The 24030-nt window shown below is 64.0% G+C and carries 28 protein-coding genes and 4 pseudogenes; 15 read left to right on the top strand and 17 right to left on the bottom strand.

Translation table 11 applies throughout. The annotated features are described in order from the left end of the window. Window positions 1-219: 219 nt before the first annotated feature. The 6 genes and pseudogenes from FA702_RS21570 to mobQ all read right to left on the bottom strand — a co-directional run bounded on the left by FA702_RS21570 (window position 220) and on the right by mobQ (window position 4317). Window positions 220-488, bottom strand: a pseudogene (locus FA702_RS21570) (DUF1971 domain-containing protein). Further along, entirely contained in the window at window positions 485-1237 is a 753-nt protein-coding gene (locus tag FA702_RS21565; protein ID WP_255504929.1) for a DUF6118 family protein, read from the bottom strand. The pseudogene FA702_RS21570 and the gene FA702_RS21565 overlap by 4 nt, the downstream one beginning before the upstream one ends. Before the next feature lie 195 nt (window positions 1238-1432). Beyond that, window positions 1433-2500 carry a hypothetical protein gene (locus tag FA702_RS23615; protein WP_370385546.1) on the bottom strand — a complete coding sequence of 356 codons (1068 nt, stop codon included), beginning with the start codon at window positions 2498-2500 and terminating at the stop codon, window positions 1433-1435. 102 nt (window positions 2501-2602) lie between these two features. Continuing rightward, window positions 2603-2839, bottom strand: a complete 237-nt coding sequence (locus tag FA702_RS23610) for a hypothetical protein (protein ID WP_370385547.1) — start codon at window positions 2837-2839, stop codon at window positions 2603-2605. After that, window positions 2778-3050 (bottom strand): annotated as a pseudogene (locus FA702_RS23605) (AAA family ATPase); the annotation flags it as partial. The gene FA702_RS23610 and the pseudogene FA702_RS23605, both read right to left, overlap by 62 nt. Beyond that, window positions 3019-4317 carry a MobQ family relaxase gene (gene mobQ / locus FA702_RS23600; RefSeq protein ID WP_370385545.1) on the bottom strand — a complete coding sequence of 433 codons (1299 nt, stop codon included), beginning with the start codon at window positions 4315-4317 and terminating at the stop codon, window positions 3019-3021. The pseudogene FA702_RS23605 and the gene mobQ, both read right to left, overlap by 32 nt. A 224-nt stretch (window positions 4318-4541) precedes the next feature. On the opposite strand from mobQ, the gene FA702_RS21555 reads away from it, so the two are divergent. From FA702_RS21555 to FA702_RS21525, 7 genes are all read left to right on the top strand, one after another. Next, entirely contained in the window at window positions 4542-4922 is a 381-nt protein-coding gene (locus tag FA702_RS21555) for a GFA family protein (RefSeq protein ID WP_255504928.1), read from the top strand. Next, on the top strand, window positions 4915-5220 hold the full coding sequence (locus tag FA702_RS21550; protein WP_136958130.1) for a conjugal transfer protein TraD: 306 nt from the start codon (window positions 4915-4917) through the stop codon (window positions 5218-5220). The genes FA702_RS21555 and FA702_RS21550 overlap by 8 nt, the downstream gene beginning before the upstream one ends. A 37-nt stretch (window positions 5221-5257) precedes the next feature. Further along, window positions 5258-5491 (top strand): conjugal transfer protein TraD, encoded by a 234-nt coding sequence (locus tag FA702_RS21545; RefSeq protein ID WP_136958151.1) that lies wholly within the window; start codon window positions 5258-5260, stop codon window positions 5489-5491. After that, window positions 5488-6213, top strand: a complete 726-nt coding sequence (locus FA702_RS21540) for an SIMPL domain-containing protein (protein WP_136958129.1) — start codon at window positions 5488-5490, stop codon at window positions 6211-6213. Before FA702_RS21545 ends, FA702_RS21540 begins: the two co-directional genes overlap by 4 nt. 14 nt (window positions 6214-6227) lie before the next feature. Beyond that, window positions 6228-6533, top strand: a complete 306-nt coding sequence (locus FA702_RS21535; RefSeq protein WP_136958128.1) for a hypothetical protein — start codon at window positions 6228-6230, stop codon at window positions 6531-6533. Between the two features lies 1 nt (window position 6534). Continuing rightward, window positions 6535-8193, top strand: a complete 1659-nt coding sequence (locus FA702_RS21530; RefSeq protein ID WP_136958150.1) for a type IV secretory system conjugative DNA transfer family protein — start codon at window positions 6535-6537, stop codon at window positions 8191-8193. 829 nt (window positions 8194-9022) lie between these two features. Beyond that, a complete protein-coding gene (locus tag FA702_RS21525; RefSeq protein ID WP_136958149.1) occupies window positions 9023-10132 on the top strand; it encodes a replication initiator protein A in 1110 nt (369 codons plus the stop codon). Between the two features lie 59 nt (window positions 10133-10191). On the opposite strand, the gene FA702_RS21520 is transcribed toward FA702_RS21525, so the two are convergent. The 3 genes and pseudogenes from FA702_RS21520 to FA702_RS21510 all read right to left on the bottom strand — a co-directional run bounded on the left by FA702_RS21520 (window position 10192) and on the right by FA702_RS21510 (window position 11926). Further along, window positions 10192-10509 carry a ribbon-helix-helix domain-containing protein gene (locus FA702_RS21520; protein ID WP_136958127.1) on the bottom strand — a complete coding sequence of 106 codons (318 nt, stop codon included), beginning with the start codon at window positions 10507-10509 and terminating at the stop codon, window positions 10192-10194. Next, entirely contained in the window at window positions 10506-11159 is a 654-nt protein-coding gene (gene parA / locus FA702_RS21515; protein ID WP_136958148.1) for a ParA family partition ATPase, read from the bottom strand. Before parA ends, FA702_RS21520 begins: the two co-directional genes overlap by 4 nt. A gap of 126 nt (window positions 11160-11285) precedes the next feature. Further along, a pseudogene (locus FA702_RS21510) lies at window positions 11286-11926 on the bottom strand (transcription elongation protein SprT). A gap of 417 nt (window positions 11927-12343) precedes the next feature. On the opposite strand from FA702_RS21510, the gene FA702_RS21500 reads away from it, so the two are divergent. From FA702_RS21500 to istB, 5 genes and pseudogenes are all read left to right on the top strand, one after another. Beyond that, entirely contained in the window at window positions 12344-12625 is a 282-nt protein-coding gene (locus FA702_RS21500) for a type II toxin-antitoxin system RelB/DinJ family antitoxin (RefSeq protein WP_136958147.1), read from the top strand. Further along, window positions 12594-12914 (top strand): type II toxin-antitoxin system YafQ family toxin, encoded by a 321-nt coding sequence (locus FA702_RS21495; protein ID WP_044663647.1) that lies wholly within the window; start codon window positions 12594-12596, stop codon window positions 12912-12914. Before FA702_RS21500 ends, FA702_RS21495 begins: the two co-directional genes overlap by 32 nt. A 2-nt stretch (window positions 12915-12916) precedes the next feature. Beyond that, a pseudogene (locus FA702_RS21490) lies at window positions 12917-13336 on the top strand (histidine phosphatase family protein); the annotation flags it as partial. 110 nt (window positions 13337-13446) lie between these two features. Beyond that, a complete protein-coding gene (gene istA / locus FA702_RS21485; RefSeq protein WP_032490240.1) occupies window positions 13447-14967 on the top strand; it encodes an IS21-like element ISRsp3 family transposase in 1521 nt (506 codons plus the stop codon). Next, complete coding sequence (gene istB, locus FA702_RS21480; protein WP_006955904.1) at window positions 14957-15736, top strand: IS21-like element ISRsp3 family helper ATPase IstB; 780 nt, start codon at window positions 14957-14959, stop codon at window positions 15734-15736. The genes istA and istB overlap by 11 nt, the downstream gene beginning before the upstream one ends. Window positions 15737-16082: 346 nt before the next feature. Here istB and FA702_RS21475 read toward each other — a convergent pair. The 3 genes from FA702_RS21475 to FA702_RS21465 form a co-directional block, all read right to left on the bottom strand. Continuing rightward, window positions 16083-16834 (bottom strand): IS5 family transposase gene (locus FA702_RS21475; protein WP_136958146.1). Its coding sequence is split into 2 segments (ribosomal slippage): window positions 16083-16504 and window positions 16504-16834, totalling 753 coding nucleotides; the frame shifts between segments, so codons are not numbered across the junction. A gap of 505 nt (window positions 16835-17339) precedes the next feature. Continuing rightward, on the bottom strand, window positions 17340-17957 hold the full coding sequence (locus FA702_RS21470; protein ID WP_136958145.1) for a hypothetical protein: 618 nt from the start codon (window positions 17955-17957) through the stop codon (window positions 17340-17342). Further along, on the bottom strand, window positions 17954-18520 hold the full coding sequence (locus FA702_RS21465; RefSeq protein WP_255504927.1) for a recombinase family protein: 567 nt from the start codon (window positions 18518-18520) through the stop codon (window positions 17954-17956). The genes FA702_RS21470 and FA702_RS21465 overlap by 4 nt, the downstream gene beginning before the upstream one ends. A gap of 215 nt (window positions 18521-18735) precedes the next feature. Here FA702_RS21465 and FA702_RS21460 point away from each other — a divergent pair, with 215 nt between their 5' ends. Continuing rightward, on the top strand, window positions 18736-19107 hold the full coding sequence (locus FA702_RS21460) for a PRC-barrel domain-containing protein (protein ID WP_136958144.1): 372 nt from the start codon (window positions 18736-18738) through the stop codon (window positions 19105-19107). Between the two features lie 78 nt (window positions 19108-19185). After that, window positions 19186-19509 (top strand): hypothetical protein, encoded by a 324-nt coding sequence (locus tag FA702_RS21455; protein WP_136958143.1) that lies wholly within the window; start codon window positions 19186-19188, stop codon window positions 19507-19509. Window positions 19510-19589: 80 nt separating this feature from the next. Here FA702_RS21455 and FA702_RS21450 read toward each other — a convergent pair whose 3' ends face one another. Both FA702_RS21450 and FA702_RS21445 read right to left on the bottom strand, forming a co-directional pair. Further along, the gene (locus FA702_RS21450; protein WP_044663640.1) at window positions 19590-20036 is read right to left on the bottom strand and encodes a globin domain-containing protein; all 447 of its coding nucleotides are present in this window, start codon (window positions 20034-20036) and stop codon (window positions 19590-19592) included. A 147-nt stretch (window positions 20037-20183) separates the two neighbouring features. Beyond that, window positions 20184-20786 (bottom strand): sensor histidine kinase, encoded by a 603-nt coding sequence (locus FA702_RS21445; protein ID WP_136958142.1) that lies wholly within the window; start codon window positions 20784-20786, stop codon window positions 20184-20186. 141 nt (window positions 20787-20927) lie between these two features. Here FA702_RS21445 and FA702_RS21440 point away from each other — a divergent pair, with 141 nt between their 5' ends. Then, window positions 20928-21296 (top strand): response regulator, encoded by a 369-nt coding sequence (locus FA702_RS21440; RefSeq protein WP_136958141.1) that lies wholly within the window; start codon window positions 20928-20930, stop codon window positions 21294-21296. A gap of 121 nt (window positions 21297-21417) precedes the next feature. Here FA702_RS21440 and FA702_RS21435 read toward each other — a convergent pair whose 3' ends face one another. From FA702_RS21435 to FA702_RS21425, 3 genes are all read right to left on the bottom strand, one after another. Then, complete coding sequence (locus FA702_RS21435; protein WP_136958140.1) at window positions 21418-21618, bottom strand: hypothetical protein; 201 nt, start codon at window positions 21616-21618, stop codon at window positions 21418-21420. Window positions 21619-21707: 89 nt separating this feature from the next. Further along, window positions 21708-22424, bottom strand: coding sequence for a GGDEF domain-containing protein (locus FA702_RS21430; protein WP_255504931.1), 717 nt, complete (start codon window positions 22422-22424; stop codon window positions 21708-21710). 507 nt (window positions 22425-22931) lie between these two features. Beyond that, complete coding sequence (locus FA702_RS21425) at window positions 22932-23564, bottom strand: RNA polymerase sigma factor (RefSeq protein WP_136958139.1); 633 nt, start codon at window positions 23562-23564, stop codon at window positions 22932-22934. Between the last annotated feature and the right edge of the window lie 466 nt (window positions 23565-24030).

Below are 24030 nucleotides of genomic sequence, written 5' to 3'. Positions count from 1 at the left end.
TTGGCGTTTGCATCGGCCGCCGCTGCCAGGTGCGGGTAGACCTTGGAGGTCATTAACGCCGCGCCATAAGTCAGCCCCCAAGGCGTGACCTCGCCGCTTCGCTCCGACTGCCCGGAGGGAGGCGGCCGAAATTGGATGCCGGTTCGCGCGTCGCACAGCCACCAAGCGCGAGGATGGCAAGAAGCGGGAATGACAAGGCTGTTTTAGGCATGGCTCTCCCTAGAGGCTTGGCCGCTGATCGTAGAAATCGACCTGCATCCTCATGACTCCGAGCGGTTCGACGAAATGCGGTTGTTCGGGCAGGATCAGCGCTGGCCGATCGGGCGTGACAATCATTTCTGAAGCGGGTCGAGATAGGTCAGCCTCAAGCTCCCTTCGATCACCCGGATCACGCCCCACACGCCGGCCTTGGTGCGATGCTCGCTTCGCAGCGCGGCGGAAGCGTCGTTTCATCGAACACCGGTCGAGCGATAGGGAAGCGCGTTCATCTCATCCTCCATGCCGCGACCGCCACCACAATCGCCAGGGCCACGATCAACAGCCACGGCCAGACTGGACGCGAGGGCGGTCCATCGCACCGGCGTTCCAATCGCCATAGAGCCTTTTCACCTGCCCTGGTCATTGATCCTGCTTCTTCCCGCCTCAACGCTGCCCGACGCGCGCCGATCCTGATCGTGCATCGCACCGGCTCTCCTGCCCGGTTCGCGGCCTTCTGGCACCTTTCGATCGTTTCGCTGTTGGCGCTCATGATCCGGCTGCTCGACACCAGCCCGTTCCAGCTCGCCGGGAAATCCGTCGCCATCAAATGCGAGCCGCCTCCCACATCGGCATGTCGAGCATCCCCGCCGCCATGCGCTCGGGCCAGCGCCAGCTCGCCGGCGCGATCTCGCGCGCGACCATACCGGGCAGGAACGTCCACAGGAGCACGCCGATGAGGAACCCACCCAATCCGAAACCATAGCTCCCGGTCGCGCTGCTTCTCGGCCGCCCGCGCCGATCGCACGACGCCATGCAGCTCGCGTGCCTGCTGCTTCATCTCGTTCGTCGCGGTCGCGAGCGCGGCATGGTCGGCGCTGCGAACCTCTGTCGCCGCCCGCCCGATCTGCGCCGATATCTGCGCCGGCGTCATCGCCAGCGCCGGCGACTTCACGATCGCCCCCACAATCTGGTCGATCCGTCCGTTGATGCCGTCCAGCCCCTGGGCGATATGCCCCAGCGTCTCGGAATAGTCGGGCACGTCGATGCTGGCGCGCTCGGCGCCAACCCCTCTATGGCACGGCGCATCAATGCCTGCTCGCCACGCATCTGCTCGATCGTGGCGCTTAGCCGCTCGAATGCCTCCGCCGCGCCGCCGCTCTCTCCTGCTCCTCGTCCGCCATTCCCTCTCCTTACCGGCTTAACCCCCGATCGCGGCCGATTTCCAGCGAACGGGTCAATTCCTGCCCGATGCTGCGATCCCGACCCATTTCCAGCCCCAGCTCGGGCGCACGACGCCCGCAACATGGATTCGAGCTGGGGATCGCGGTGCAGGTACCGGCCAGGCTCTCCATCCTCTTGCCGGTGCGCTGCGCGGCCTCACGATCCCCGCTGCGTGCAAGGTCGGCCCGCTCGCGCGCCATGCCCTGCCAGCGCTCCACGAACCGATCGGCGCGAAGCTCGGGATTGGTGCGGACCTGGGCCTCTTGCGCCATCGCTCGTGCCGCGCCGCCGGCCTTGCCTCGGCCGCCTCGCGCACCAGCGCGGGATTGCGCTCGAACGCGGACGCCAAATCCTGGGCGGCATGGGGCCGCACCTGATCGAGCGCGTCGCCGGCCTTCGCCAGCGCCTGTTTCTGGTGCGGCAGCACCGGCAAGCCCTTCTCGCGCATCCGGTCCATATCGGCCTGCGCGCGCGCGTAGCGTTCGATCGCCCTGGCCTGGCTCGGCGCTGCCGATCCGGGCTCGGGGGTGGTGTTAATCGGACCCCCTTTTCCATCGCGCGCCAGCTCGGGCGAGGACGGTTTGGGCCTGAACCCGGCGAACATGCCCTTGGCCTTCGCCTGCACCTTGGCGACCATCTCACGCGCGCGTTCCGGGAACCGGATCTCGCGCCGCTCGGCGAACGCACGGGCCTGGGCCTGCTCATCACGGACGGCGGCATAGTCGCCCGCCATGTCCTTACCGCGGTCGCGCGACAGGGTGCGGGCGAGCTGCCGCTGATCGGCAAAGTCGTCACGGCCGTAATGGAGCTGCACGCCGTCGCGATGCCGCGACAGGCCGACATAGGCGCTGTGCCGGTCCATGCCGGGGGTCGCCAGCACATGCGCCTGATCGACCGTCACGCCCTGCGCCTTGTGGAACGTCGCCGCATAGCCGTGATCGACGTGCGAATAGTCCTTGGCCTCGAACGCGACGCGCTGGCCGCTGTCGAGCCGAACCTTCATGCCCTCGGCCGATACCTGCTCGATCGTCCCCAAGGTGCCGTTCTTCACCCCCAGCGACCGCTCGTTCCGCAGGAACATCAAGCGGTCGCCGGCGCGAAGTCGCGCGAGCCTCGCTCGGCCGCGAACCGCACATCCTCGCCCAAGTCGCCGGTCGCGCGAAGCGGCCCCGCGCCTCCTCGTTCAGCTCGCGGACCTCGGCGTTGGTGTGGGTGAGGATGACACGGGATTTGTCCGGCTCGGCCTGGCGCTGCCGATCCCAACCGTCCACCAGCTCGCCGCGCGCAGTCTCGCGCGTGTCGGCCGCATGGACCATGCCACGACCGTCATAGGCGTGGATCGCCTCGGCCGTCCGGCCTGTCGCCAGCGCTTCGTCGCGTCGCGCTGCCAATCCTCGCGCTGCCGCCGAATCTCGGTGATCTCGGCCGCGCCATGGCGCTCGGTGATCGACCGGAACGCCGCGCCTGCCTCGATCGGCCTGCAACTGCTCGGGGTCGCCCACCAGCACCACCTTCGCGCCGGCATCGCGGGCCTGGGACAGCACCCGCTCCATCTGGCGCGAGCCGATCATGCCCGCCTCGTCCACCACCAGCACGTCCCTAGGGCCTAGCTGCTCGCGCCCCTGCCCCATGCGTGCTCGAGACTGGCGATCGTCCTCGAGGCGATGCCGGAACACCCTCAAGATTTTCGGCGGCAATGCCCGACAGGGCCGCACCGCGCACGTTGTAGCCCTGCCCCTCCCAAGCCTCGCGCGCGACACCCAGCATGGCGGATTTGCCCGAACCGGCATAGCCGACGACAGACGCCAGTCCTTCTCTGCCGGTGATGTGGTCGAGCGCGTCGCGCTGCTCGGCCGATAGGGTGAGCCCCCTGCCTTCGGCCGATGCCAACGCGGCGTCACGCTGCCGATCGCTAACGCCATGCTCTACCCGGCTCGCCAGTTCGCCGGCGCTGCGCTCAAGCCGGTTCTCCACCGCGATCATCTCGCGCGACGTGAACCGCTCCTGATCGCGGCCATCCTTGCCGAGCGCCACCAGCTCGGGCGAGGACCGCACGGCGCTCATGGCTTGGTCGAACTGCTCCTTGCCGTCGCTGTGCCGGTGGACGAACATCGCCAGGTCGCGGGTGGTGAACGTCGCCTGTTGCCGCGTGATCGCATCCAATGCCACGCTGGGATTGGCGATGATCTTCTCGCCATTCTCGCGCGCGATACGAAGATGATCGTCGCCGCGTCGGTGAGCCTCGCCCTCAAGCTCGTGCCGTTTTCCCATCGGACCGATCTTGTGCTGGGGCTCCAGTTCGATCCCCTGCGCCTCATAGGAACGATGGTCGATCCGCCCCTCAAGGCCCAGCTCGGCCATGCGTTCGTTGACGTGGGCGGCCCATGCCTCGCGCCATTCCTTCAACAGCTCGGTGCCGTTCCAGTCGCGGTTCTTCTTGCCGAACCCCTCCGGCCCCACGTCGCGCATCGACAGCATGACATGCGCGTGCGGCTTCGGACTGCCGTCCTTCGCCTTGTCCCAATGCACGTTGAGGTCGGCCACCATCCCGCGCTCGACAAACTGTTTTTCGACAAAGTCGCGCGCGAGGCTAACACCCTGCTTTTCGCTCATCTCGCGCGGAATCGAGAACTCCACCTCACGGGCGAGCTGCGCGTCCTTGCGTTTCTCCCCGGCCTCCACCTCGTTCCACAGCGTTTCGCGATCGTTTAAACGCTCCGGCGCACCTTCGGGAGCCAAGATTTCCGAATGGACGACACCGGCCTTATTCGAAAAATCATGGTTCCGCCCAAGCCGCTCATCATACAGCTCGGATGCCGAACGATAGGCGGCGCTCGCAACGGCGCTCGATCCGCTCACACGGCTGATGACCTTGGCCGAGAAATGGTAGATCGCCATGACGGCCGCTATACTGCCTTCTCAAGCGCACGTCGGCAACGACGTATAAGCGCGCACTCACACTCTCTGCCGTTCGCGTGATTGACTTCGCCGCATTTCTTGGCTCGGGCGCTACCTTCCTGCCGCGATCCTGCTACTCTGCCGCTCCGGTTCATGGGCGCGAGGGCTGGCTAATGGATGGCAGCGAGCATCAAGAGCTTGAAGGCGGATGCCTCTGCGGGGCCATGCGCTATGTGCTGCACGCTCCGCCCCGCGTTCATTATTGCCACTGCTCAATGTGCCGGCGATCGACCGGCAGCGCCTTCGCCATTCTCGCCTGGGTGCGCTGGGACGATGTGGGCTGGATCGGTGACACGCAGATATCCTACCGCTCATCGCCGATCGCGGTCCGGTCGTTCTGCGGCGACTGCGGCTCGCCGCTCACGATCCATTACGACGAGGCGAGCGGCGTAGCGACAGAGGAAGTCGCCTTCCATGTCGGCACGCTCGATCATCCCGGGCGCGTCACACCGGCCTATCATTATGGCGTCGAGGGCCGCCTACCCTGGGCCGACTGTGGGGCCGGTCTGCCAGAACGAGAAACGGAGGAAAGCTGGGATGCGTAAGGTCCGCGATTACGATGCCGAGTTGAAGGCGCTGAACGACAAGGCCCGTGCATTGAAGGCGCGGAAGGTGGAACAGTTCGGCCAGCTTGTCGTCGCCACCGGAGCCGATGCGCTCGATGCCGAAATGCTTGCCGGCGCGCTGCTCGATGCGGTCGGGTCGAAAGACACCAGTGCGAAGGAGGCGTGGCGCGCGAAGGGCGCTGCCTTCTTTCAACGGCGCGGGCGCAAAGCTGGCGGCGCTGCTCAAGGCGAGGGCGATGGCGGAGCGGCGCAATCTGACGGCGAGGCGGCGCGCTGAATCGGCCCGCGCGCGCACCGACAACCGGAGCTGGGTCGTGCAACGCCGCGAACGCACCCGTCATCTGATCGAGCTGGGCGGGCTCGTCCAGAAAGCCGGCCTGGTCGAGCTGGTCGAGGACGATCGCGCGACGCTCTACGGCGCGCTGCTCGAACTCGCTGGGCGGGCGCGTGATGACGACGCCGGCGATGTGCTGGCGCTTTGGAAGCGGCGCGGCAAACGCGCGTTCGATGCGGAAGCGGAAGAAAATCAGACGGGAGGATCAGGATGAAGCAATTGTTGGTGGTATCGGGGCTGATCGCGCTTGCCGGCTGCACCCCCGGCGCGCCCGATCCGCGCGGTCTGGAAGAGAATGAAACCTTTCTCACCGTCACCGGATCGGGACGGGCCGAGGCTGCGCCCGACCAGGCGCTGTTCACCGCCGGCCTGTCGAGCATCGCCGCGACGGCTGAGGCCGCGAGCGCGCGCAATGCCGAAACGATGCAGCAGATTACCGCCGCGCTTGCCAAGCTCGACATTCCGGCGCGCGATATCCAGACGCGCAACCTGTCGGTGAACCGGATCACCTGGGGCGACAACCGGGGGAAATACGAAGCCGCCAACACCCTTGCCGTGCGCGTCCGCAACACCGATCGCGTCGGCCAGGCCATCGCGGCCGTGACGGCCGCCGGCGCTAATATCGTGTCTGGCCCCAACCTGTCGGTCGCCGACCCCGAAAAGGCGAACCTGGGGGCCTATGATCTTGCCTACAAGGCCGCGCGCGCCAAGGCAGACGCTTATGCGAAGGCCGCCGGGCTTCGCATCACACGCGTGCTTGCGATCCACGACGGCGGCCAAGGCGGCTACATGCCGCCAATGGCGGAGATGGACGCCCGCATGGTCGCCCCGCCCCCCGTCGTGGCACCGCAGATAGCACAAGCGCCCCCGGTGATGACTGGAACGAACGCCGGCATCGTGACGGTGCGGGTGGATTTCGCGCTGGACGCGGATTGAGGGAGGACAGCACCATGAGCAGGCGCAGGACTGGCGATGGGGAAAAGCGATCCTGGCAGCTTGTGATGACGGGCAATCTGCCCGACCCGCTCTCGCCTGAGCTGATCACTGACCTGACGCGCCTGCTTGATCTTCGCCCCGATCTGGCCTGCCTCGATCTCGAAACCGACGCCGGTGGCGTCCACGTCGCGCGCGACTGGTCCAGCGACAAGGTGGATGAGGTCGCGGCACTGGAACGCCGCATCGCCGCCGCGCCGGGTGTGCGCGGCCTGACGCTCCACCCTCGCAAGGCTCCCCCTCTCCCATGCAGAGCCGCCTGACATGGAGTGGCTGCACCAGCTCGGTCGCGCGATCCGCAACCTCGCCCGCATCGCCCGTCATAATCCGATATGGGCGATCACGGCGCTAACCCTCAGCCCCATCGCGCTCGTCCGCCATCTGCTGCGCGTCGCGATCCTGTTCCTGATCGTCGGCCTGGTCCTCGCCGGGGGAATGCAATTCCTCCTGCACTCGCTGCTCGGCTTGGCCCGGGATTCTCATCTTTACCAGATAGGCATGATGCTGACGTTCCTCGTCATCATCCTTGTCACGCTGCGCGCCCTCTTCCAGCCCCTCATCCTGCAATATGGCGGTCCTGCCAGCGACGCCACCCACGGTTCCGCCCGCTTTGCCACCGACCGCGAGACGCGGCCTCTCGCCCAAGGCAACGGCCTGCTGATCGGCCGCGACCCGAAATCGGGCAAGCTCCTGCGCTATGACGGCCCGGCCCATCTGCTGACGATGGCACCGACGCGCACCGGCAAAGGGGTGGGAACCATCATCCCCAACCTGCTCGACTATCCCGGCCCGGTCGTCTGCATCGACCCCAAGGGCGAAAATGCCCGCATCACCGCGCGCCACCACGCGAAGTTCGGCCCGGTCCATGTCCTCGATCCGTTCGGGGTGACGGGCATCGCCAGCGCCGCGTTCAACCCGCTCGATCGCATCGATGGGGCAAGCCTCGATCTCGCCGACGACTGCATGACGCTGGCCGACGCGCTGGTCTATGACGCACCCGGCGAAGCCGGCGAAGCGCATTGGAACGAGGAAGCCAAGGCGCTGATCTCGGGCCTAATACTGTCGATCGTCACAAGCGAGCCGGCCCCGACCCGCAATCTCGCCACGCTGCGCGACCGGCTCACCCTCGCGCCCGCCGCTTTCACCGCCCAGCTCGAAACGATGCAGGCGCAAGGCGGCCTCGCCGCCCGCGCTGCAAACCGCCACCTCGGCAAATCCGACCGCGAGGCGGCCGGCGTCCTCTCGGCCGCGCAGCGCCATACCCATTTCCTCGACAGCCCGCGCATGACGGCGGTGTTGGGGCACTCGGATTTTACCTTCGCCGATGTGAAAGCGCAGCCCACTACCGTCTATCTGGTACTGCCGCCCGATCGGCTCGCCACCTATTCCCGCTGGCTGCGCCTTATGCTCGCGCAAGGTCTGACCGATCTTGCGCGCGCGCCGGCCTCCCCTGCCCGCCCGGTGCTGTTCCTGCTCGATGAGTTCGCCGCCCTCGGCCATCTGGCCCCCGTCGAGCGCGCAATGGGCCTCATGGCCGGCTACGGCGTCCAGCTCTGGCCGATCCTGCAAGACGTTCACCAGCTCCGCGCGCTCTACGAGCGCCGCGCCGGCACCTTCCTGTCAAACGCCGGCGTCCTACAGGTGTTCGGCGTCAACGATCACGACAGCGCGAAACTCGTCTCCGATCTGCTCGGGCAGGAGACCGTCGTGTTCGAGACGATGAGCCGCGCGATCGACAGTGACGAAACCGGAATCTCGTTCGGCGCGCAGCATGTCGGCCGCCCGCTGCTCACGCCCGATGAGGTCCGCACCCTTCGGGACGATTTGCAGTTCCTGTTCCTCGCCGGGCAACGGCCGATCGTCGCCGGCAAGCTCGCCTATTATGCCGATCGCGAGTTCGCCGGGAAGTTCGATAAGGCGTGATTGGACCCGCCGCGTTAGCAGCCACGGCGGGTCCGGTCGCGATCGTGCCGTTGGGCCGATCCAATATAGCCGGTCTGGACCATCTGCGCGACAGGTGAATGGCAAGGATCGAGCTTGGGAAATCGGCCGCCTGGGAAGCCCGTAGAGCGCCTTGGGCGGTTCCGGCGCCCGAAACCCTGTCGAACGCCCGGAAAGGGGCTAGACGGGCCGGAAATCGCGCCTGTGGGGACGTTCCCGCCTTCCCTGCCCTCTCCGATCGGCGCCCCCCTATCCGCTTGGCTTTTCTGGAAAGCCATTTGCAACGGTGGGGCTAGGTTGTGTGTTGGCGATAGAGGCGCGACGGTTGCCATCATCCCCAAACAAACAAAGGCGTGCCGGCGAAGCCGGCTCATTATGGGGATGCCGGGTGGGAGGATCGCTTCAGCGATCCGGGGCGGCCGAAGGCCGCGAGCCGGCGGGGGCGAAGCCCCCAAGAGGCGGTGCTTTTCTTCCTTTTGACATGGCGGAAAGCGCAACGGCCTGAAGTTATCCACAGCCTCGCCTAGTGTTAAAATATGGGTTTAGTGATGTGTTACGGAAATCGCGCCTTCTCGGAAGCAATTGGAAATACGCGGTTTTTTGGGCCAAATTTGCCATGGGGTGAATCCGCTCTGACGAAAAAGCGAATCCAGAGTGACGAAAAGGCGAATCCACTATGACGATAGCGCCTGGCCTGCCTTGCCCCTCTCTCAAGCGTAATCGAAATGACGATAGCGCGGGGGTGAATCTGAAATGACGATAATCCCGCTTGCGTTAGTGAAATGACGATAGTAGGCCAAGCGTTAGTGAAATGACGATAGGCCCCGCCCCTTCCCTGTTTGACGCCCCGATCGTCGCGCCGGCCTCGGCCGTGGACGGCGACGATCGCACGCCGCTGCTGCCGGTGCGCCACCCCAACCAGGACTTGTTCATCTGCGACGTGCTGGACGCCATCCCCAAGGATGACATGGCCTCGATGGAGCACCCGGTGTTTTCGCTCTCGACCAAGCCCGACAACCGGACGCGACGCTATGAGCATAACGGCAACGTCATCGAGATTATCCCCTCGGGCAAGGGTCTGGCGACGATCCACGACAAGGACATATTGATCTACTGCATTTCGCAGCTCGTTGCGAAGATGAACCAGGGCGAGCAACCTAGCCGCACGGTGCGCCTGCAAGCCTATGACATGCTCGTCGCCACCAACCGGCAAACCAGCGGCGAAGGCTATCGGCTGATGGCCGACGCCCTCACCCGCTTGCGCGGGACCACGGTGCGGACCAACATTCAAACGGGCGGTATCGAGGAAACGCGGATTTTCGGCCTGATCGAAGAAGCCAAGATTACCCGCAAGACGTTCGACGGGCGGATGCTCGATCTCGAAATCACCCTGTCGGATTGGGTCTATCGCTCGGTCATCAGCAAGAACGTCCTGACGCTCCACCGGGACTATTTCCGGCTCCGCAAGCCGTTCGAGCGGCGCATGTATGAGCTGGCGCGCAAGCATTGCGGCGTGAAGGACGAATGGAAGATCGGCCTAGAGCTGCTGCAAAAGAAATGCGGCTCGAACAGCCCGCTCCGGGTATTCCGGGCCTTGGTCAAGAAGGTCTGCGAGCATGACGCGGACCACGGCCATTTCCCCGATTATGCCGTGACGATGGACGATGACGTAATCCTGTTCCGCAACCGCTCGGGCCTCAAGTCCAAGCCCGATCCGGTCGCCGTCGCCGACGATGCGCCCTATATCGACCCTGAAACCATGCACGACGCCAAGACGGCCGCGCCAGGTTATGACGTTTACGCGCTTTATGACGAATGGGTGTCGTGGTGGCACGACATGGGTAAGCCCGAACTGAAAAGCCCCCGCGCCGCCTTCCTCGGCTTCTGCAAGAAACGGCACGAACGCAAGCCGCTGCGCTGATTCCCGCCCTATGGCAAGCGGCCATGTTCACATGCCTGCATGTTTGCATGTGAACATGGTTACTTGCCTACAGGGCTTTCCCCCATCTTTCGCAGCCAGTCGTTGAACGCCTCGGCCATTGCGTCCTGCAAGCTCATGCCGTGCTTGCGAGCGGTCATGTGCATGGCGAAGGACATCTCCGGGCTGAAATAGCCCGTCATGGCCTTCTTGCCCTGACGGCTCGGCGCAACCGGGCTGCTGCTCGATCCGCTGCCGGTGCCCGTGCCAGAGCTGCGGGCGATCGGTGCGGCCGCCCTCCCCTCCGGCTCGGCCGTCGCCGGCGCTGGTGCTGCATCGCGATCCCGCAATGCAAGCAATGATCCTTTCCGGCTGCTCATGCGCTGGCCCTCCGCTTCTTCGATGCTTGCATGTTTACATGCCCGCATGTCCACTTGTAAAGCTGGCGCACCTCGTCGGCCGCCTTGCCGTTCGGCTCGATCTCCATCGCCGTCTTGCCTTCGGCCGCCGCATGGCGAAAGGCGGCACGATCGGCGATATGGTGCGGGCAGGCGTCCAGCCCATAATCCTGCACGAGCTGCGCGGCCTCGTCATACATGCGCGGCGCGGTCGGGCTTCCCGCCGTGAAGATCACGAACGCGGGCTTGCCGCGCATCTTCACAAGGCTGGCGGTCGTCTTGATCGCGGCCAGGTCGAACGCGCTGGGGCGGCAAGGGATCAGCACCAGGTCGGCCGCTTCGACGGCGGCGCTCGCCGCGCTGTCGGCATGGGGCGGGGTGTCGATCACGATGAACGCCGCGCCCTGGCCCGTCGCCTGCTCGATCTTGGCGGCAAGGCGAGGGGGTGCGCTGTCAATCACGACCGGGGGCGCATCCTGTCGCCATGCCGCCCACTGGCTCGCCGTCGCCTGTGGGTCGAGGTCGATCACAAGGGCGGTATGCCCGGAATCCTCGGCGGCTGCGGCCAGATGCAGGGCGAGGGTGGTCTTGCCCGCGCCGCCCTTCTGGCTAATGATCGCGATTGTTGGCATGTGAATATCCTTACATGACCGCATGTTTGCATGTGGCCATATTGGCTCGGTTCGGCTGCGTCAACGAAACCCCGAACTTGCGCGCAGCGTCAATGAAACCCCGAATTGCGGGGAGGGGAGGGCGGTCTAGCTATCCTCGCCGCCCTCATCCTCGCTGTCATCGTCCAGCGGTTCATGCTGCATCTGGCCGTGATCCTCGATCGGGCAAAGCGGCGCTCCGGCCTGCTCAAGCCATTTGCGCGCGGTCCTCACGGTATAGCCGCACGCCGCGCACTCGCATTTGAGCATCCGGGTTTTCTGCTTCTTGGGTGCGGTCGACTCTCCGTCCGTGTCGAGACGGGCATGGGGGAGGGGGCCAACATCGGCGAGGATCGGCGTGATGGCCGCAAGGAACGCCTCGCCGGGGGTGGTGGCGCGCATCGGCCCGACTAGGCCCAGCCCAAGGGCGACCCGTTTAACGCCTTCCCATGCCCTGCCGGGATGCCGACAGCGGCATGGACCAGCTCATGCGCGAGGATGGCCGCGATCTGCGCCGGCATCGCGTCGGGCGCGTGCGCCAGGTCCGGGCGGATGAAGATTTCAAAATGCCCGTCCGCGCTCAACCGATTATCCCAGCACTCGCCGATCGCCTTGCCCTTCGCGCCTCTGCTGGTGAAGCCGATCGCCACGCGCACGCGGTCGGGCAGGGGGGCGTCCAGCGCCTCGAACAGCGGAGTCATGCCCAACGCCACGGCATTGAGCCAGCTTTCGCGGGTTTGGTGGGTCATCGTCCTTACTCCCTTCAAATCGCCTGTCCGGCGATGGCCATGCCATCGGCCGGAACACGGACGCCCAAGAACGCCGGCGAGAGAGGGGGGCAGCGGGATTCGATGGGGGTGGAGCGGCCGCAGCGCAGCGAGGCACGGCCCCGTCTAATCCCGTTGCGGGGGAGAGGCGGCCGGAACCGCCTTTCCCCCTTCAAACAGGAGCGACGCCGGTGCACGCCGGCACCATGCAGCGAGATCCCGCTTGCGATCTCGCCCTCCGCCATGTGAGTCGTCACCTTGGGCCAAGACCGCTTGCGGGCTTGGGGAGCTTAGCGAGTAGGGCCACGGTGCCGCGCCAGCGGCAGGCGCATGTCCTCTGCCTGGATTGAAATTGTTGCTCAACTGAGCTACATTATCGGCTTGACCAAGGAGGTTCCAATGGCCGCTACCGCTTTCGTGCGCGCGCGCATCGACGAAGCAGTGAAGGATGAAGCTGCCGCCGTGCTGGCCGAGCTGGGGCTGACCGTCTCGGATGTGGTCCGCATGACCCTCACGCGGGTTGCCAAGGATCATGCGTTGCCGTTCGAGCTGAAGGTGCCGAACGCCGAGACGCGCGCCGCGATCGAGGCGTCCCGTGCGACGATGAAGGCCCGCCGCGCCCGTTTCACCGATGCCCAGGAAATGTTCGATGCCCTCGACCAAGAAGCCCGCCAGCAGTAAGCGGGCTTCGTTCCCAAGAGAGGCGTCCTACGAAAAAAGGTTCGTCAAGGATTGGGAGCGGCTGTCGCGCAGCGGGCGCTACAACATGAAACAGCTCAAGGAAGCGATGATGATGCTCATCGCCAACGACGCGCCGTTAGGCCCGGAATGGCTGGATCATCCGCTGAAAGGCGATTGGAGCGATCATCGCGAGTGCCATATCGGCGGCGATTTCCTCCTGATCTATACGATTGAGGGGAATCTGGTGAACTTCGTGCGCGCCGGCACTCACGCGGAGCTGTTTGAATAGCCATGCGCGTAATCTTCATCCGCCACGGCGAATCCACCGGCAACGCGGGCGTGCCCTGCAATGATCTCGCGACGATCGCGCTGACGGAGCGCGGCCACGAACAGGCAAGGGCGGTCGCGGCGAGTTGGACGCAAGCGCCCGCGCTCATCGTCACGTCGCCCTATACCCGCACCCGGCAGACGGCCGCGCCGACGATCGCGCGCTTTCCCGGCGTGCCGGTCGAAGTCTGGCCGATAGAGGAATTTACGTATCTGCAACCGGCGCGCTGGAACGGCACGCGCAGCGCGGAGCGGATGCCGCATCTCGAACGCTATTGGCGCGAGGCGGACCCGGACTATTGCGACGGGGAAGGGGCGGAGAGCTTCGCCACGCTGCTACGGCGCTGCGAGGCGGCGCTGACGCGCCTCGCTGCCATGCCTGCGTGTTGAGTTGCACTGAGAAGTGACCCGGGAGGGTTATAAGTTTTCACTGAGAATTGACCCATGTTTTCCTCGCCCCTGGCTGACAGTCAGGAGGCATCGGAGTGATCGACATGGACCTACTCAGTGTGATCCGCCGCTGGCATTTTCGGCAAGGCATCCCCATTCGCGAGATCCGGCGGCGGACTGGATTATCGCGCAACACGATCCGCAAATATCTGCGCGATGACGCGGTGGAGCCGACGTTCAAGGTTCCCAAACGGCCGAGCAAGCTTGATCAGTTTGCAGAAAAACTGACGACGTGGCTGCGGGTGGAATCTGGCAAGTCGCGCAAACAGAAGCGAACAGCCAAGCAGCTACATGCAGATCTGGTTAAGCTGGGCTACGAGGGATCATACAGCCGTGTTGCCGCCTTCGCCCGCTCGTGGAAGACCGAACGCCAATATGAAAAGCAAACCAGTGGGCGCGGCACATTCGTACCGCTGATCTTCCAGCCCGGTGAGGCCTTTCAGTTCGATTGGAGTGAAGATTACGCCCTTCTGAATGGCCGGCCTACCAAGCTGCAGGTGGCCCATACCAAGCTCTCCCACAGTCGGGCGTTCATCACGCGAGCCTATCTGCTGCAAACGCACGAGATGTTGTTCGACGCACTGACGCAGGCCTTCCGGGTGCTGGGCGGCGTGCCTCAGCGTGGAATATTCGACAATATGAAGACGGCTGTAGACCGGATCGGCCAGGGCAAAGTCCGACAGGTCAATGCGCGGTTCGCTGCCATGGCCAGCCACTACCTGTTCGAAACGGATTTTTGCAATCCGGCCTCAGGCTGGGAGAAAGGTCAGGTCGAGAAAAACGTTCAGGATGCGCGTCGACGGTTATGGCAGCCAATGCCCAACTTCCCAGATCTTGATGCCCTCAATGCCTGGTTGGAAGAGCGGTGCATCGCACAATGGGGAGAAATCCAGCATGGCGTCCTCCCCGGCACAGTTGCCGATGTGCACGCCGTTGAGATTATCAGCCTGATGCCGATGGGGCGGGCCTTCGATGGCTTTGTCGAACATACCAAGCGCGTGTCGCCGACCTGCCTGATCGCGTTCGAGCGCAATCGCTATAGCGTTCCTGCATCCTTTGCGAACCGGCCAGTGAGCCTGCGGGTCTATCCTGATCGGTTGGTCATCGCGGCCGAGGGGCAAATCTTGTGCGAGCACAACCGGATTATCGACCGTTCTCACCAGAAGCCGGGGCAGACGATCTATGACTGGCGGCACTATCTGGCAGTTGTTCAGCGCAAGCCTGGCGCTTTGCGCAATGGGGCGCCATTCCTCGAAATGCCCGAAGCCTTCCGGCAACTGCAGGGGCATCTGCTCAAGCGGCTCGGTGGTGACAGGGAGATGGTCGAAATCCTCGCCCTTGTTCTACAGCATAACGAACAGGCTGTGCTCAGCGCCGTCGAACTGGCCCTCGAAGCTGGGGTGCCGACCAAAACCCACATCCTCAATGTTCTGCACCGCCTGATCGATGGCAAGGCTCCACCGGCATCCCCAATCGATGCCCCGCAGGCCCTGCGCCTCGCCCAGGAGCCTGTTGCCGATGTCGAACGCTACGACACGCTGAGGGCGTTACGCCATGCGTCATGATCCGGCCAGCGCCGCTGTGGTTGTCATGCTACGTGGCCTCAAAATGTATGGCATGGCGCAAGCCGCTGGTGATCTGATCGAGCAGGGCGCGCCAGCCTTTGATGCTGCCGTTCCGATCCTCTCACAGCTTCTCAAGGCGGAGATGTCCGAGCGGGAGGTCAGGTCCATTGCTTACCAGATCAAGGCAGCCCGGTTCCCGGCCTACAAGGATCTGGCAGGCTTCGACTTTGCCGTCAGTGAGGTCAACGAGGCGCTCGTGCGTCAACTTCACCGTGGTGACTTTATGGATAGCGCCGACAACGTCGTACTGATCGGCGGACCAGGCACCGGCAAAAGCCACATCGCGACGGCTTTGGGCGTCCAGGCGGTTGAGCATCACCGCAAAAAGATCCGCTTCTTCTCCACCGTCGATCTGGTCAATGCGTTGGAGCAGGAAAAGGCCGCAAACAGAGCGGGCCAGTTGGCCGAGCGTCTGTTGCGCCTCGACCTCGTCATCCTTGATGAGCTGGGATATCTACCCTTCAGCCCTTCAGGCGGGGCCATGCTGTTCCATCTGCTCAGCAAACTCTATGAGCGGACCAGCGTTGTTATCACCACCAACCTGAGCTTCAGCGAGTGGTCCAGTATCTTTGGCGATGCCAAAATGACCACCGCCCTGCTGGATCGCCTCACGCATCATTGCCATATCCTTGAAACCGGCAATGACAGCTTCCGCTTCAGAGCCAGTTCCGCCGCCCCAAAATCCAGAAAGGACAAATCACCCGCTTGACCCTGCTCGTCGCAGGCAGCACATCATCCACGCCCACCCGGGTCACTTCTCAATGAAAATCCCGGGTCACTTCTCAGTGCAACTCAACAGCTGGTCTTCCACGACGTAAACGGTGCGACCATCTGGCGTAATCACGGTACGCACTAGGGGCCTCTTCGTGCCGGTAGCCCCAGGCTGCGCCGGCACGACATACACGGTGCGGCCATCTGGCGTGGTGACGACGCGCGCCTGATCCCTTGACGACTGCGCGGCCAGCAGTGAGGCCGCGCTGATCGCGAGCGAAGCTGCCACCGATGCGGCGATCAGTGATGCGGGCCGCGTGATGTTGATTAGGGGCTGTGGGGATTCACCGCGAGTTGATGACGGCGGCGGCCAGGTAGATCATTGCCTGGAAGCTGCGGTCGGTTTTGCAGGCCCGCATTGCGATGCGCTTGAACTCCTTCAGCTTGCAGAAGAAGTTCTCGATGAGGTGCCGCCACGTGTAGATGCTGGCGTCGATCTTGAGTTTCTGCGAACGGCCGGGGTGCTGCGAGACTACGATCCTGGCACCACGCTCGTTCAACTTGGCGACCAGTGCGTTGCTGTCGAACGCCTTGTCGGCGATCAGCCCGTCAAAGGCGATGTTCTCGATCAACGGCGGCACCTCGACGCTGTCGTGGCGCTGGCCCGGCATAAGCCGAAAGCGCACCAGATTGCCCAAGGCATCGGTGAGGGCCAGGATCTTGGTTGTCATGCCACCTTTGGAACGACCAATGGCCTGGCTCTGAGTCCCCCTTTTGCGCCCTGTCCGTGACGGTGGACCTTGACGATCGTGGCATCGACCATGGCGTATTCCAGGTCCGGCTCGTCCGACAACGCATCGAATATATGCCTGAAAACATCGGCTTCACGCCAATCGCGGAAGCGCCGGAACGCCGTACTCCAGTTGCCGAACCGTTCCGGCAGATCCCGCCACGGGCTGCCCGTCCGCACAATCCACAGCACCGCCTCCATGAACAACCGGTTGTTTCTCCCGCTTCGCCCAGGGTCCGTCGGCTTGCCAAGACAATGGGGTTCCATCTTCGCCCATTGGGCGTCCGTCAGTACATCGCGATCCATCCGCAGTGTGAATCACATCCGCTCCGGCTTGTGAATCCCCACAGGCCCTAAACGTCTCCTCATCGTGAGGGGCCTCTTTGAATATTCCTCAACCTGACGATTGCGTCGGTTTCACAGCCTTTCGACACATCCGCACCGGTCGCTTTCTTAATGTCTGAAAGACTCCATCCACGGCCCTCGTCGCGGAGAAATGCCGCTGACGCGCTGAAATGCTCACCGACGGCAATCCGTACGCCGGTCCTGCTATCGAGAATGGCGTCGCCTGTTCCTGTCAGGCGCACTGAAGGGTCGAAGATTGCAAGTGTTCGACCCGATCCGACGACGATGCAGTTTTCCCAAATGTGAAGCCCTCCTTCGAACCGGGCTTCGCCTCCAACCGTGCTTACTGGCGAAGCGGTCAAGAGCCGGGGCGGCAAGGGACTGACACTCGTAGCGCAGCCCTCAAGCCCCATCGCGGTTAAAAGCAAAAACGACAGGATGGGGTCATGCTGGCGCATTGATCGCCTCATGACAACACTGACAATCCGGTAGGCTCAGGCACCCAGCGTCCAGCTTGGCGGATAAGGCGGAATTGCATTCCCTCCGCTCCGAGATTCCCGAACACGGCGGTAGCCCAAAACGTCAGGACGCCTTTCCGATCGCGGGATTCGACCTTCACCGTGTAGAGGATCGCTTCGGCCCTGGTCGCGGTGACGGACGGCGTGACGCCATCCCTGCATTGGGAGGCGGGGAAAGCAGGCAAGCGCAGCAGCTCGGCCAATCGCCGGATCGTTCTTTCTGGAGCATCCTTCACAGCGCTATCGGTGAGGCCCTGCAGCCCGACACAAATTGCGCGCTTGCTTTCCCCCGGTCGCGCCCGGGCCACCGCCTCATCGAACATCACATCGATCTGCGCTTCGTCGAGGCCGCTAATGTCCGGATCGCCAGCAACAGCGATGGAACTCCCGTTCCCGTGATAATTGGGACCGGGCACCGGCGGGGGAGGGGGCGGCGGCAATTCCGACGAACTTGTTCGTTGGGGTGATCCTTCCGCCGCCGGTTTTTTCGCCGGACTGCATCCTGCCAGACTGATAGCCAGGCTGACGACGATCGCGGCACCAGGCCATTGCAGCTCCGTCATCATGGCCGCTCCTGTAGCCGCGAAATCGTCGCCTGGCTGACGTTGAACAGCGCCGCGACGGAGCGCTGCGTGTCGCCGGCGTCGAGCTTGCGCCGCGCCTCGGCCTGCTGGTGCGGGGTGAGGGCGCTCTTGCGGCCGAACTTGACCCCGCGCGCCTTGGCCTGGGCGCGGCCCGCGCTGGTGCGCTCGGCGATCCGCTGGCGCTCGTAGCTGGCCGCGACGCCTAGAACGGCAATCACAACCTCGGCGAGCTGCGAGGTCGTGTCCAGCATCGGCTCGGCGATCGAGCGGAAGCCGGCGCCGGCCTCCTTGACCGCGTGCAGGATGTTGAGCAGGTCGCGCGTGTTGCGGGCGAGGCGATCGGTCGCCGTCACCATCAGCACGTCGCCTGGATCGAGCGCGCCGATCGCGCGCTTGAGCTGGGGGCGCTCGGCCGACGCGCCGCTGATCTTCTCGCGGTAGATCTTCGTGCAGCCGGCCGCCTCAAGCTGGGCGAGCTGCTGGGCCAGGTCCTGGCCGTTGGTCGAGACGCGCGCATAGCCGTAAATCATCGCGCGATTCTGCATCAGATTTTTGCATCAGGGAAGGGCGCGGATTTTCTCGCTTTTCCGAGTGATGCAAAACTTGTGATTTTTGGATCAGAGCGCCCGCTAGTCATCTGGGGGATGCCGTCAAATTGAAGGCGCTCGCCCGCTCTATCGTTCTGCGCCACCCATTGCTCGATTTCGCCGGAAACCCATCAGGGCTGTGTCGTTCTCCTTAAACGAAAGGAGACTCCAAAATGGCAGACACCAACATCGCTACCGATGAAACCAACCGACTGATCGCCTCCAACAAGGTCGAGGGCACGGCGGTCTACGACCGCAATGGCAACCGGCTCGGCTCGGTTTACAACTTCATGGTCGATAAGCGCGCGGGCCGCGTCGAATATGCGGTCATGTCCTTTGGCGGCTTCCTCGGCATCGGCGAGGAATATCATCCGCTGCCTTGGGACCAGCTCACCTATGATACGAACCAGGGCGGCTATGTCGTCGATCTGACGAAGGAACGGCTCGAAGGCGCGCCGCGCTATCGGGCGGGCGAGGAACCCGCCTTCGATCGGGCCTATGGCGAGCAGGTCTATGGCTATTACGGCTCGACCTATCCCATCTGAGACGGAGGGACGGCGGGGAACCCGTCGTCCCTCCGCTTTCGTGATTATGAACGATGATGACGATCCCTCGGAGCTGCCGTGTCCGATTCCCCTCATCATGAAGCGCTGAAAACCTTGGGAGACGCCCTCAAAGCAGGGCCGAAGGCTCTCGCCCGCAGCACTGGCGCCGCAGGCCGGACGAACTTTGTGGATCGCCTCACGACGCTCGCGCACCAACTCGATGTTGGTGGTCACGGCGGGGCGAAAGAGGTGTATGAGGCAGCCTCGATCATCGCAAGGATGCAGCGGAACCAAGAAGACGCAAAAAGCGATGGTTGGTCAGTCGCCGACCATGAGGCCATTGCCGGCCTGAAAGGCATCGAGACCAAGCTTCTGAAACTCGCAAATGGCGTCGAACAATGAGCATCTTGGCTGGCCGCATTGGCCACCAGTTTTAGGACCGGCTTCTCACATCCTTTGGGAGGAGTAGTCCGCTGCGGCGATCATGCCGCCTCGGTCTGGTAGAGCTGCGCCTCACGGTTGATAAGGATATCGGCCAGGAACCAGTAGGCCTCCCCCCAGGCGTTCAGAATCTCATCGGTTGCCGCCTCGCCCAATATGTCGCGGATCGCCGGCAGCAGCGCATTGGCGACCGCAGGATAATGTTCGGGCTTGATATGGGTCTCGACATGGCGCGCGGCGATGCGCTCGATCGCGGGTTTCAGCACGTCGAGCTTATCGACGTTCTGCGCGAAGGCGAGGATCGCGGCCGCTAGCCGTTTAGGCTGCGCGCCGGATTCGTGCGCGGCCATGTCGAACAGCGCCTTGATCTCCGGATCGACGAACAAGCGCTGATACATGCGCGTAGTGATCTCCACGCCGTGCTGCTGGAGCGCAGGCGCCGTAGCTTTCACCAAAGCCATTGTTTCGGGGGAGAGCGGTTTGGACATACAGACGTGCTCCGGATTCAGACCCTGATAAAAGAGACGATCAAAGTGGCGAGAGGGATCCAGTGGGGCAAGAAGCGTGGGCCGGAGAGACAGGCATGTGCGATGAACCCAAGGCTTAGCGGCGGGGTATCCCGTATCCGGATTCGATCATAGCTCGACCGCAGCCAGAGGAGCGAGCAAGGTCCACACGACGCCCGAGGCGGGAAATTCCATCTCGGCATGGCCGCGCAAGCTGCGGCTTACGGCCGTGCATATCAGCCGCGATCCAAAGCCCCGCCGCTCGGGCTTGACGACCGGCGGGCCGCCACAGTCGGCCCATTGCATCCAAAGCTCGGCCTCGGTGCCCGACCCCAGCACTTTCCAGGTCAGCTCGATCGTGCCCGTTTCGTTGGACAGCGCACCATATTTTATCGCGTTCGTCGCCAGCTCGTGAAAGGCGAGGGTCAACGTCATCGCCGCCTTGGGGCCGATCGTCACCGTGGGGCCGTTGAGGCGAAGCCGCTCCGCGTAGAGGGTGAAATGGCCCAACGCGTTTTCTGCGAGCGCGGGCAGGGGCGCCGCCTGCCAGTTGTGAGATAGAAGCTGCTCGGTCGCGTTGCCCAGCGCCGCCAATCGCTCGTCAATGGTAGATCGGGCGTCTTCGATCGAATCGGCCGCCTGCAAGCTCTGGCTGACAAGGGATCGAACGATAGTGAGAATGTTCCTGAACCGATGCTCAAGCTCGCGAATCCGGGTTTCAGTATCGACCATAACTCTACGCGCCCCCTACCCGGCTACTTAGATCAATCGATCGCCTAAGACGAACATTTTGCACCTCCGCGTGGAGCACAGAGCCAGACGCCGCGTTGTTGCGCTGGTCGGTAGAACGGCTGCGTAAATGCTTGGTGCGACATGACTACACGAGACGGGATCAGCGGCCTTCGCGTGCTGGTTGTCGAAGATGATTATTGGGTCGCGGCCACGCTGGTTGAGATAATATCCGATGCCGGCGCGGAAGTCGTCGGCCCTGTCGATTGCGTGCGGGACGCCCTCGCGGCGCTGGACTCTTCGCCTCATGTCGCCAGCCTCGATGTGCAACTTGGCTCCGAAACCTCGTTTCCGATTGCGGACGAACTGGACCGGCGCGGCGTGCCCTTCATCTTCGCCACGGGCGCGGCCAGCATGATCCCGGCTGTCCACGCCTCGCGGCCGATCTGCCATAAGCCCGCCTCGGGCGAGTTTCTGATCAGCGCGCTCTGCCGCGCGCTCGATCCCGCATAGCTAGGCCGACGCGCCCCCTCGGGTCGCAAGGACTTTGGCCTGATGGGACAGGCCAAGGGACCAATGGACCATAGGGGCTCCTATTCCCGCTTCCGGCAGCAAGCATCGAGTGACTGCACAGTCATTCCTCAGGAGGGAACAGCCGCGCCTCAAGGGCAGCGGCTTCGGCGCGTTGCTGCTCGGGGGACTTGTCCTCGGCCGCGTCAAGTGCCGCTTGAAGGTGCACGGCGACATTGCCGCGCTCGTCGGCCTTGTCGAGCGAAGCCATCGCCCTCTTCATGAGGCTGATCGCAGTTGCGATCTCCTGTGCCCGCTCGTCCATGCGTCTCTCCTGCGAAGGGATGTGAACTGTAGCCAGACCACGAAAGCTCCACCCTTCGCTCGGATGAGCCTTGTCCGGCTGCTCGCCCGTTATGTGGTTCCCATCACCCGGAGCCTGGACGGAACAGGGGTGTCCCGGCCCCGGTCAATCGTTCCGCGGCCGATCTCCACGGCGTTTTTCCCGGCGCGCTTGACCGCGTACATGAGCTGATCGACCGCGTGCATCAACGAGGGTTCGTCACGCGGGGTATCAGGCTGAATCAGCAGCGCGCCCATGCTGCACGTCACCGGATAAGGCGTGCCGGCCAGAACCGATGACAGGCGCTTGTGGAGCAAACGGGCGAAATACACCCCTTCCTCGGCCGAATGGACGGGAAGCAAAAAGGCGAACTCGTCGCCGCCAATCCGCCCGAAATCATCCTCGTGCCGGATGATCTTCCGCGCGCCCTGTGCGAAGGTGCGCAGCACCTCGTCCCCGGCAACATGGCCGTGGCGGTTGTTGATGCCCTTGAAATCGTCGAGATCAAGGATCGCGAGCAGGAAGGATTGCCGGGCAGGCACCGCTGGATCGAGACGATGGATCACGCGCTCGCGGAACGTCTCCTTGTTGAGCGCATCGGTCATGCGGTCGCGCGCCGCCAGATGGTGCTCCCGGTCGAAGGACCGGCGAAAGCTGAGAATAATGGCGGCGACGAAAACATAGGTGACGGCGCGCACGGCCATCCTCGCCCCCAGCAGGGCGGGGGAAAGCCCTGGCAACTCGGCGAGATGCGGGACGACGGCGAGGACCGCCGCGACGATCGCCACCAGATAGCCGGCGCGGCTACCCAGCGCCCAGCAGGCGGCGCAGACGATCGGGATATAGAAGGGCGCGAGACCTATCCGGGGAAAATGTGCGTCCGCCAGCGCAAGCGCCGTGACGCTGAGGAGGATCGCGAACCAGGCGCGTTCGCGCGGCAGGGAATGAAGACGATCGGCGAGGCGGCCGACAGGCAGATGACTACTCACGCATGTCCTACTCGGTCAAAAGGTTCTCCAAGCTCATTCCCGCCCCAAGTGTTCCTGTGCAGCCGGCGGCACGCCCCATTTCGGAGACGTGCCGGCCACTGAACCGGGTGTTGGAAACCTGAAACACGTCAGGCGCGGACGCCTTTGGCCGGGTGGCTTGGACATGCGCGCCCGCCACCCGGTCGATGAAGCTCGACCGGCTCGTGTTTCAGGAGGTTTCCACGCCTCCACCCGCGTCTCCGCAGGTGCGCGCACGCTACCGGCAAACTGTTAAGAAAAGCAATAAGCCGACAGGCGCACCGGGGATCAGCCGATCTTGACGCCCCGCCAGTCGCGCTTTTTCCGCAGGTGGATGGGCCGCTTGACCGCTGGCGGAGGCGTATCGCGGTCGGTTCTGTCGGCCAGCAGCGGCGTCGATCGTTCCTCGATGAGGGCGCGCAGCCGAGTCCGCCCACGTGCGATGCGGCTCTTGAACGTGCCTGCGGCAATGCCGAGCTGCGCCGCTCCGTCCTCGATGGACACGCCTTGGCTCGCCAGCAGAACCGCCTCGCGTTGGTGGGGCGGGAGTTCGCCGAGCGCCCAATCCGTATCGCGCAGCCAGATGGCGAGGCTCTGGGTCTCATCCACCTTCAGCATCCGGTCGCGCGCATCCTCGGGCAAGTCCGCATGAAAGCGGGCGCGGCGGCGGCCGGTGAGGAAGCTGTTCTTCATCACGGTTCGAGCCCAGGCGGCAAGGCTTGTTCCGGCCGTAAAGCTGGCGCGCGCGGTCCAGCACCGAAGCATGGTGTCCTGCAAGAGATCGTCGGCGTCCGCGCCGCCTCCGGTCAGTCGCCGGGCATAGGCGCTAAGCGCGGCTGCCTGCTCAAGCAACGCGGCACCGAACTCATCATCGGGCATGGCGATCGGCAAAGGAACACGGGCAGGCGCAGCGGGCGGCATCTCATCTCCGGGCAGGGCTCTCCTGCCCGATATAGGGCACGCGAGCCGCCGATGTTGCCGGCCAGACCGCTTCAAGGCCCGCTTCGTCCCGTCACGATCGATCAGGGCTGCATCCGTGCTATAGGGCTCCCATATCGCAATCGGAGAGAGACGATGGAGCGTCTGTTCCCGCGCGCCTTGATAGCGTGCATTCGTGAAGCTCGGCCGCCGACACCGCAGGAGCTTGCATCAATGGCCGAAAAGATCTGGCGCGAGGCTTTCCCAGAACGCCCATTTCGACGCGAGCGCGCCATGACCATCGCTGCCGTAGCGCTCACAGGCGAACGCCCGACGTGCAAGGGTCCGCCGGCATCCTGTCCTGCTGAACCATTTTCAGCTAGAATGCGGAGCGCTACGGTCGGCCGATGGTCGTCAGGGCTGTCGTCCAGGAGAGGATGCGCCGCTTGAGCCGGCAACATGCTGGCCG

This window comes from Novosphingobium sp. EMRT-2 (assembly GCF_005145025.1).
Lineage (GTDB): Bacteria > Pseudomonadota > Alphaproteobacteria > Sphingomonadales > Sphingomonadaceae > Novosphingobium.
Note: the sequence above shows the minus strand (reverse complement) of the source record. Positions and strands in the feature narration are given on the sequence as shown.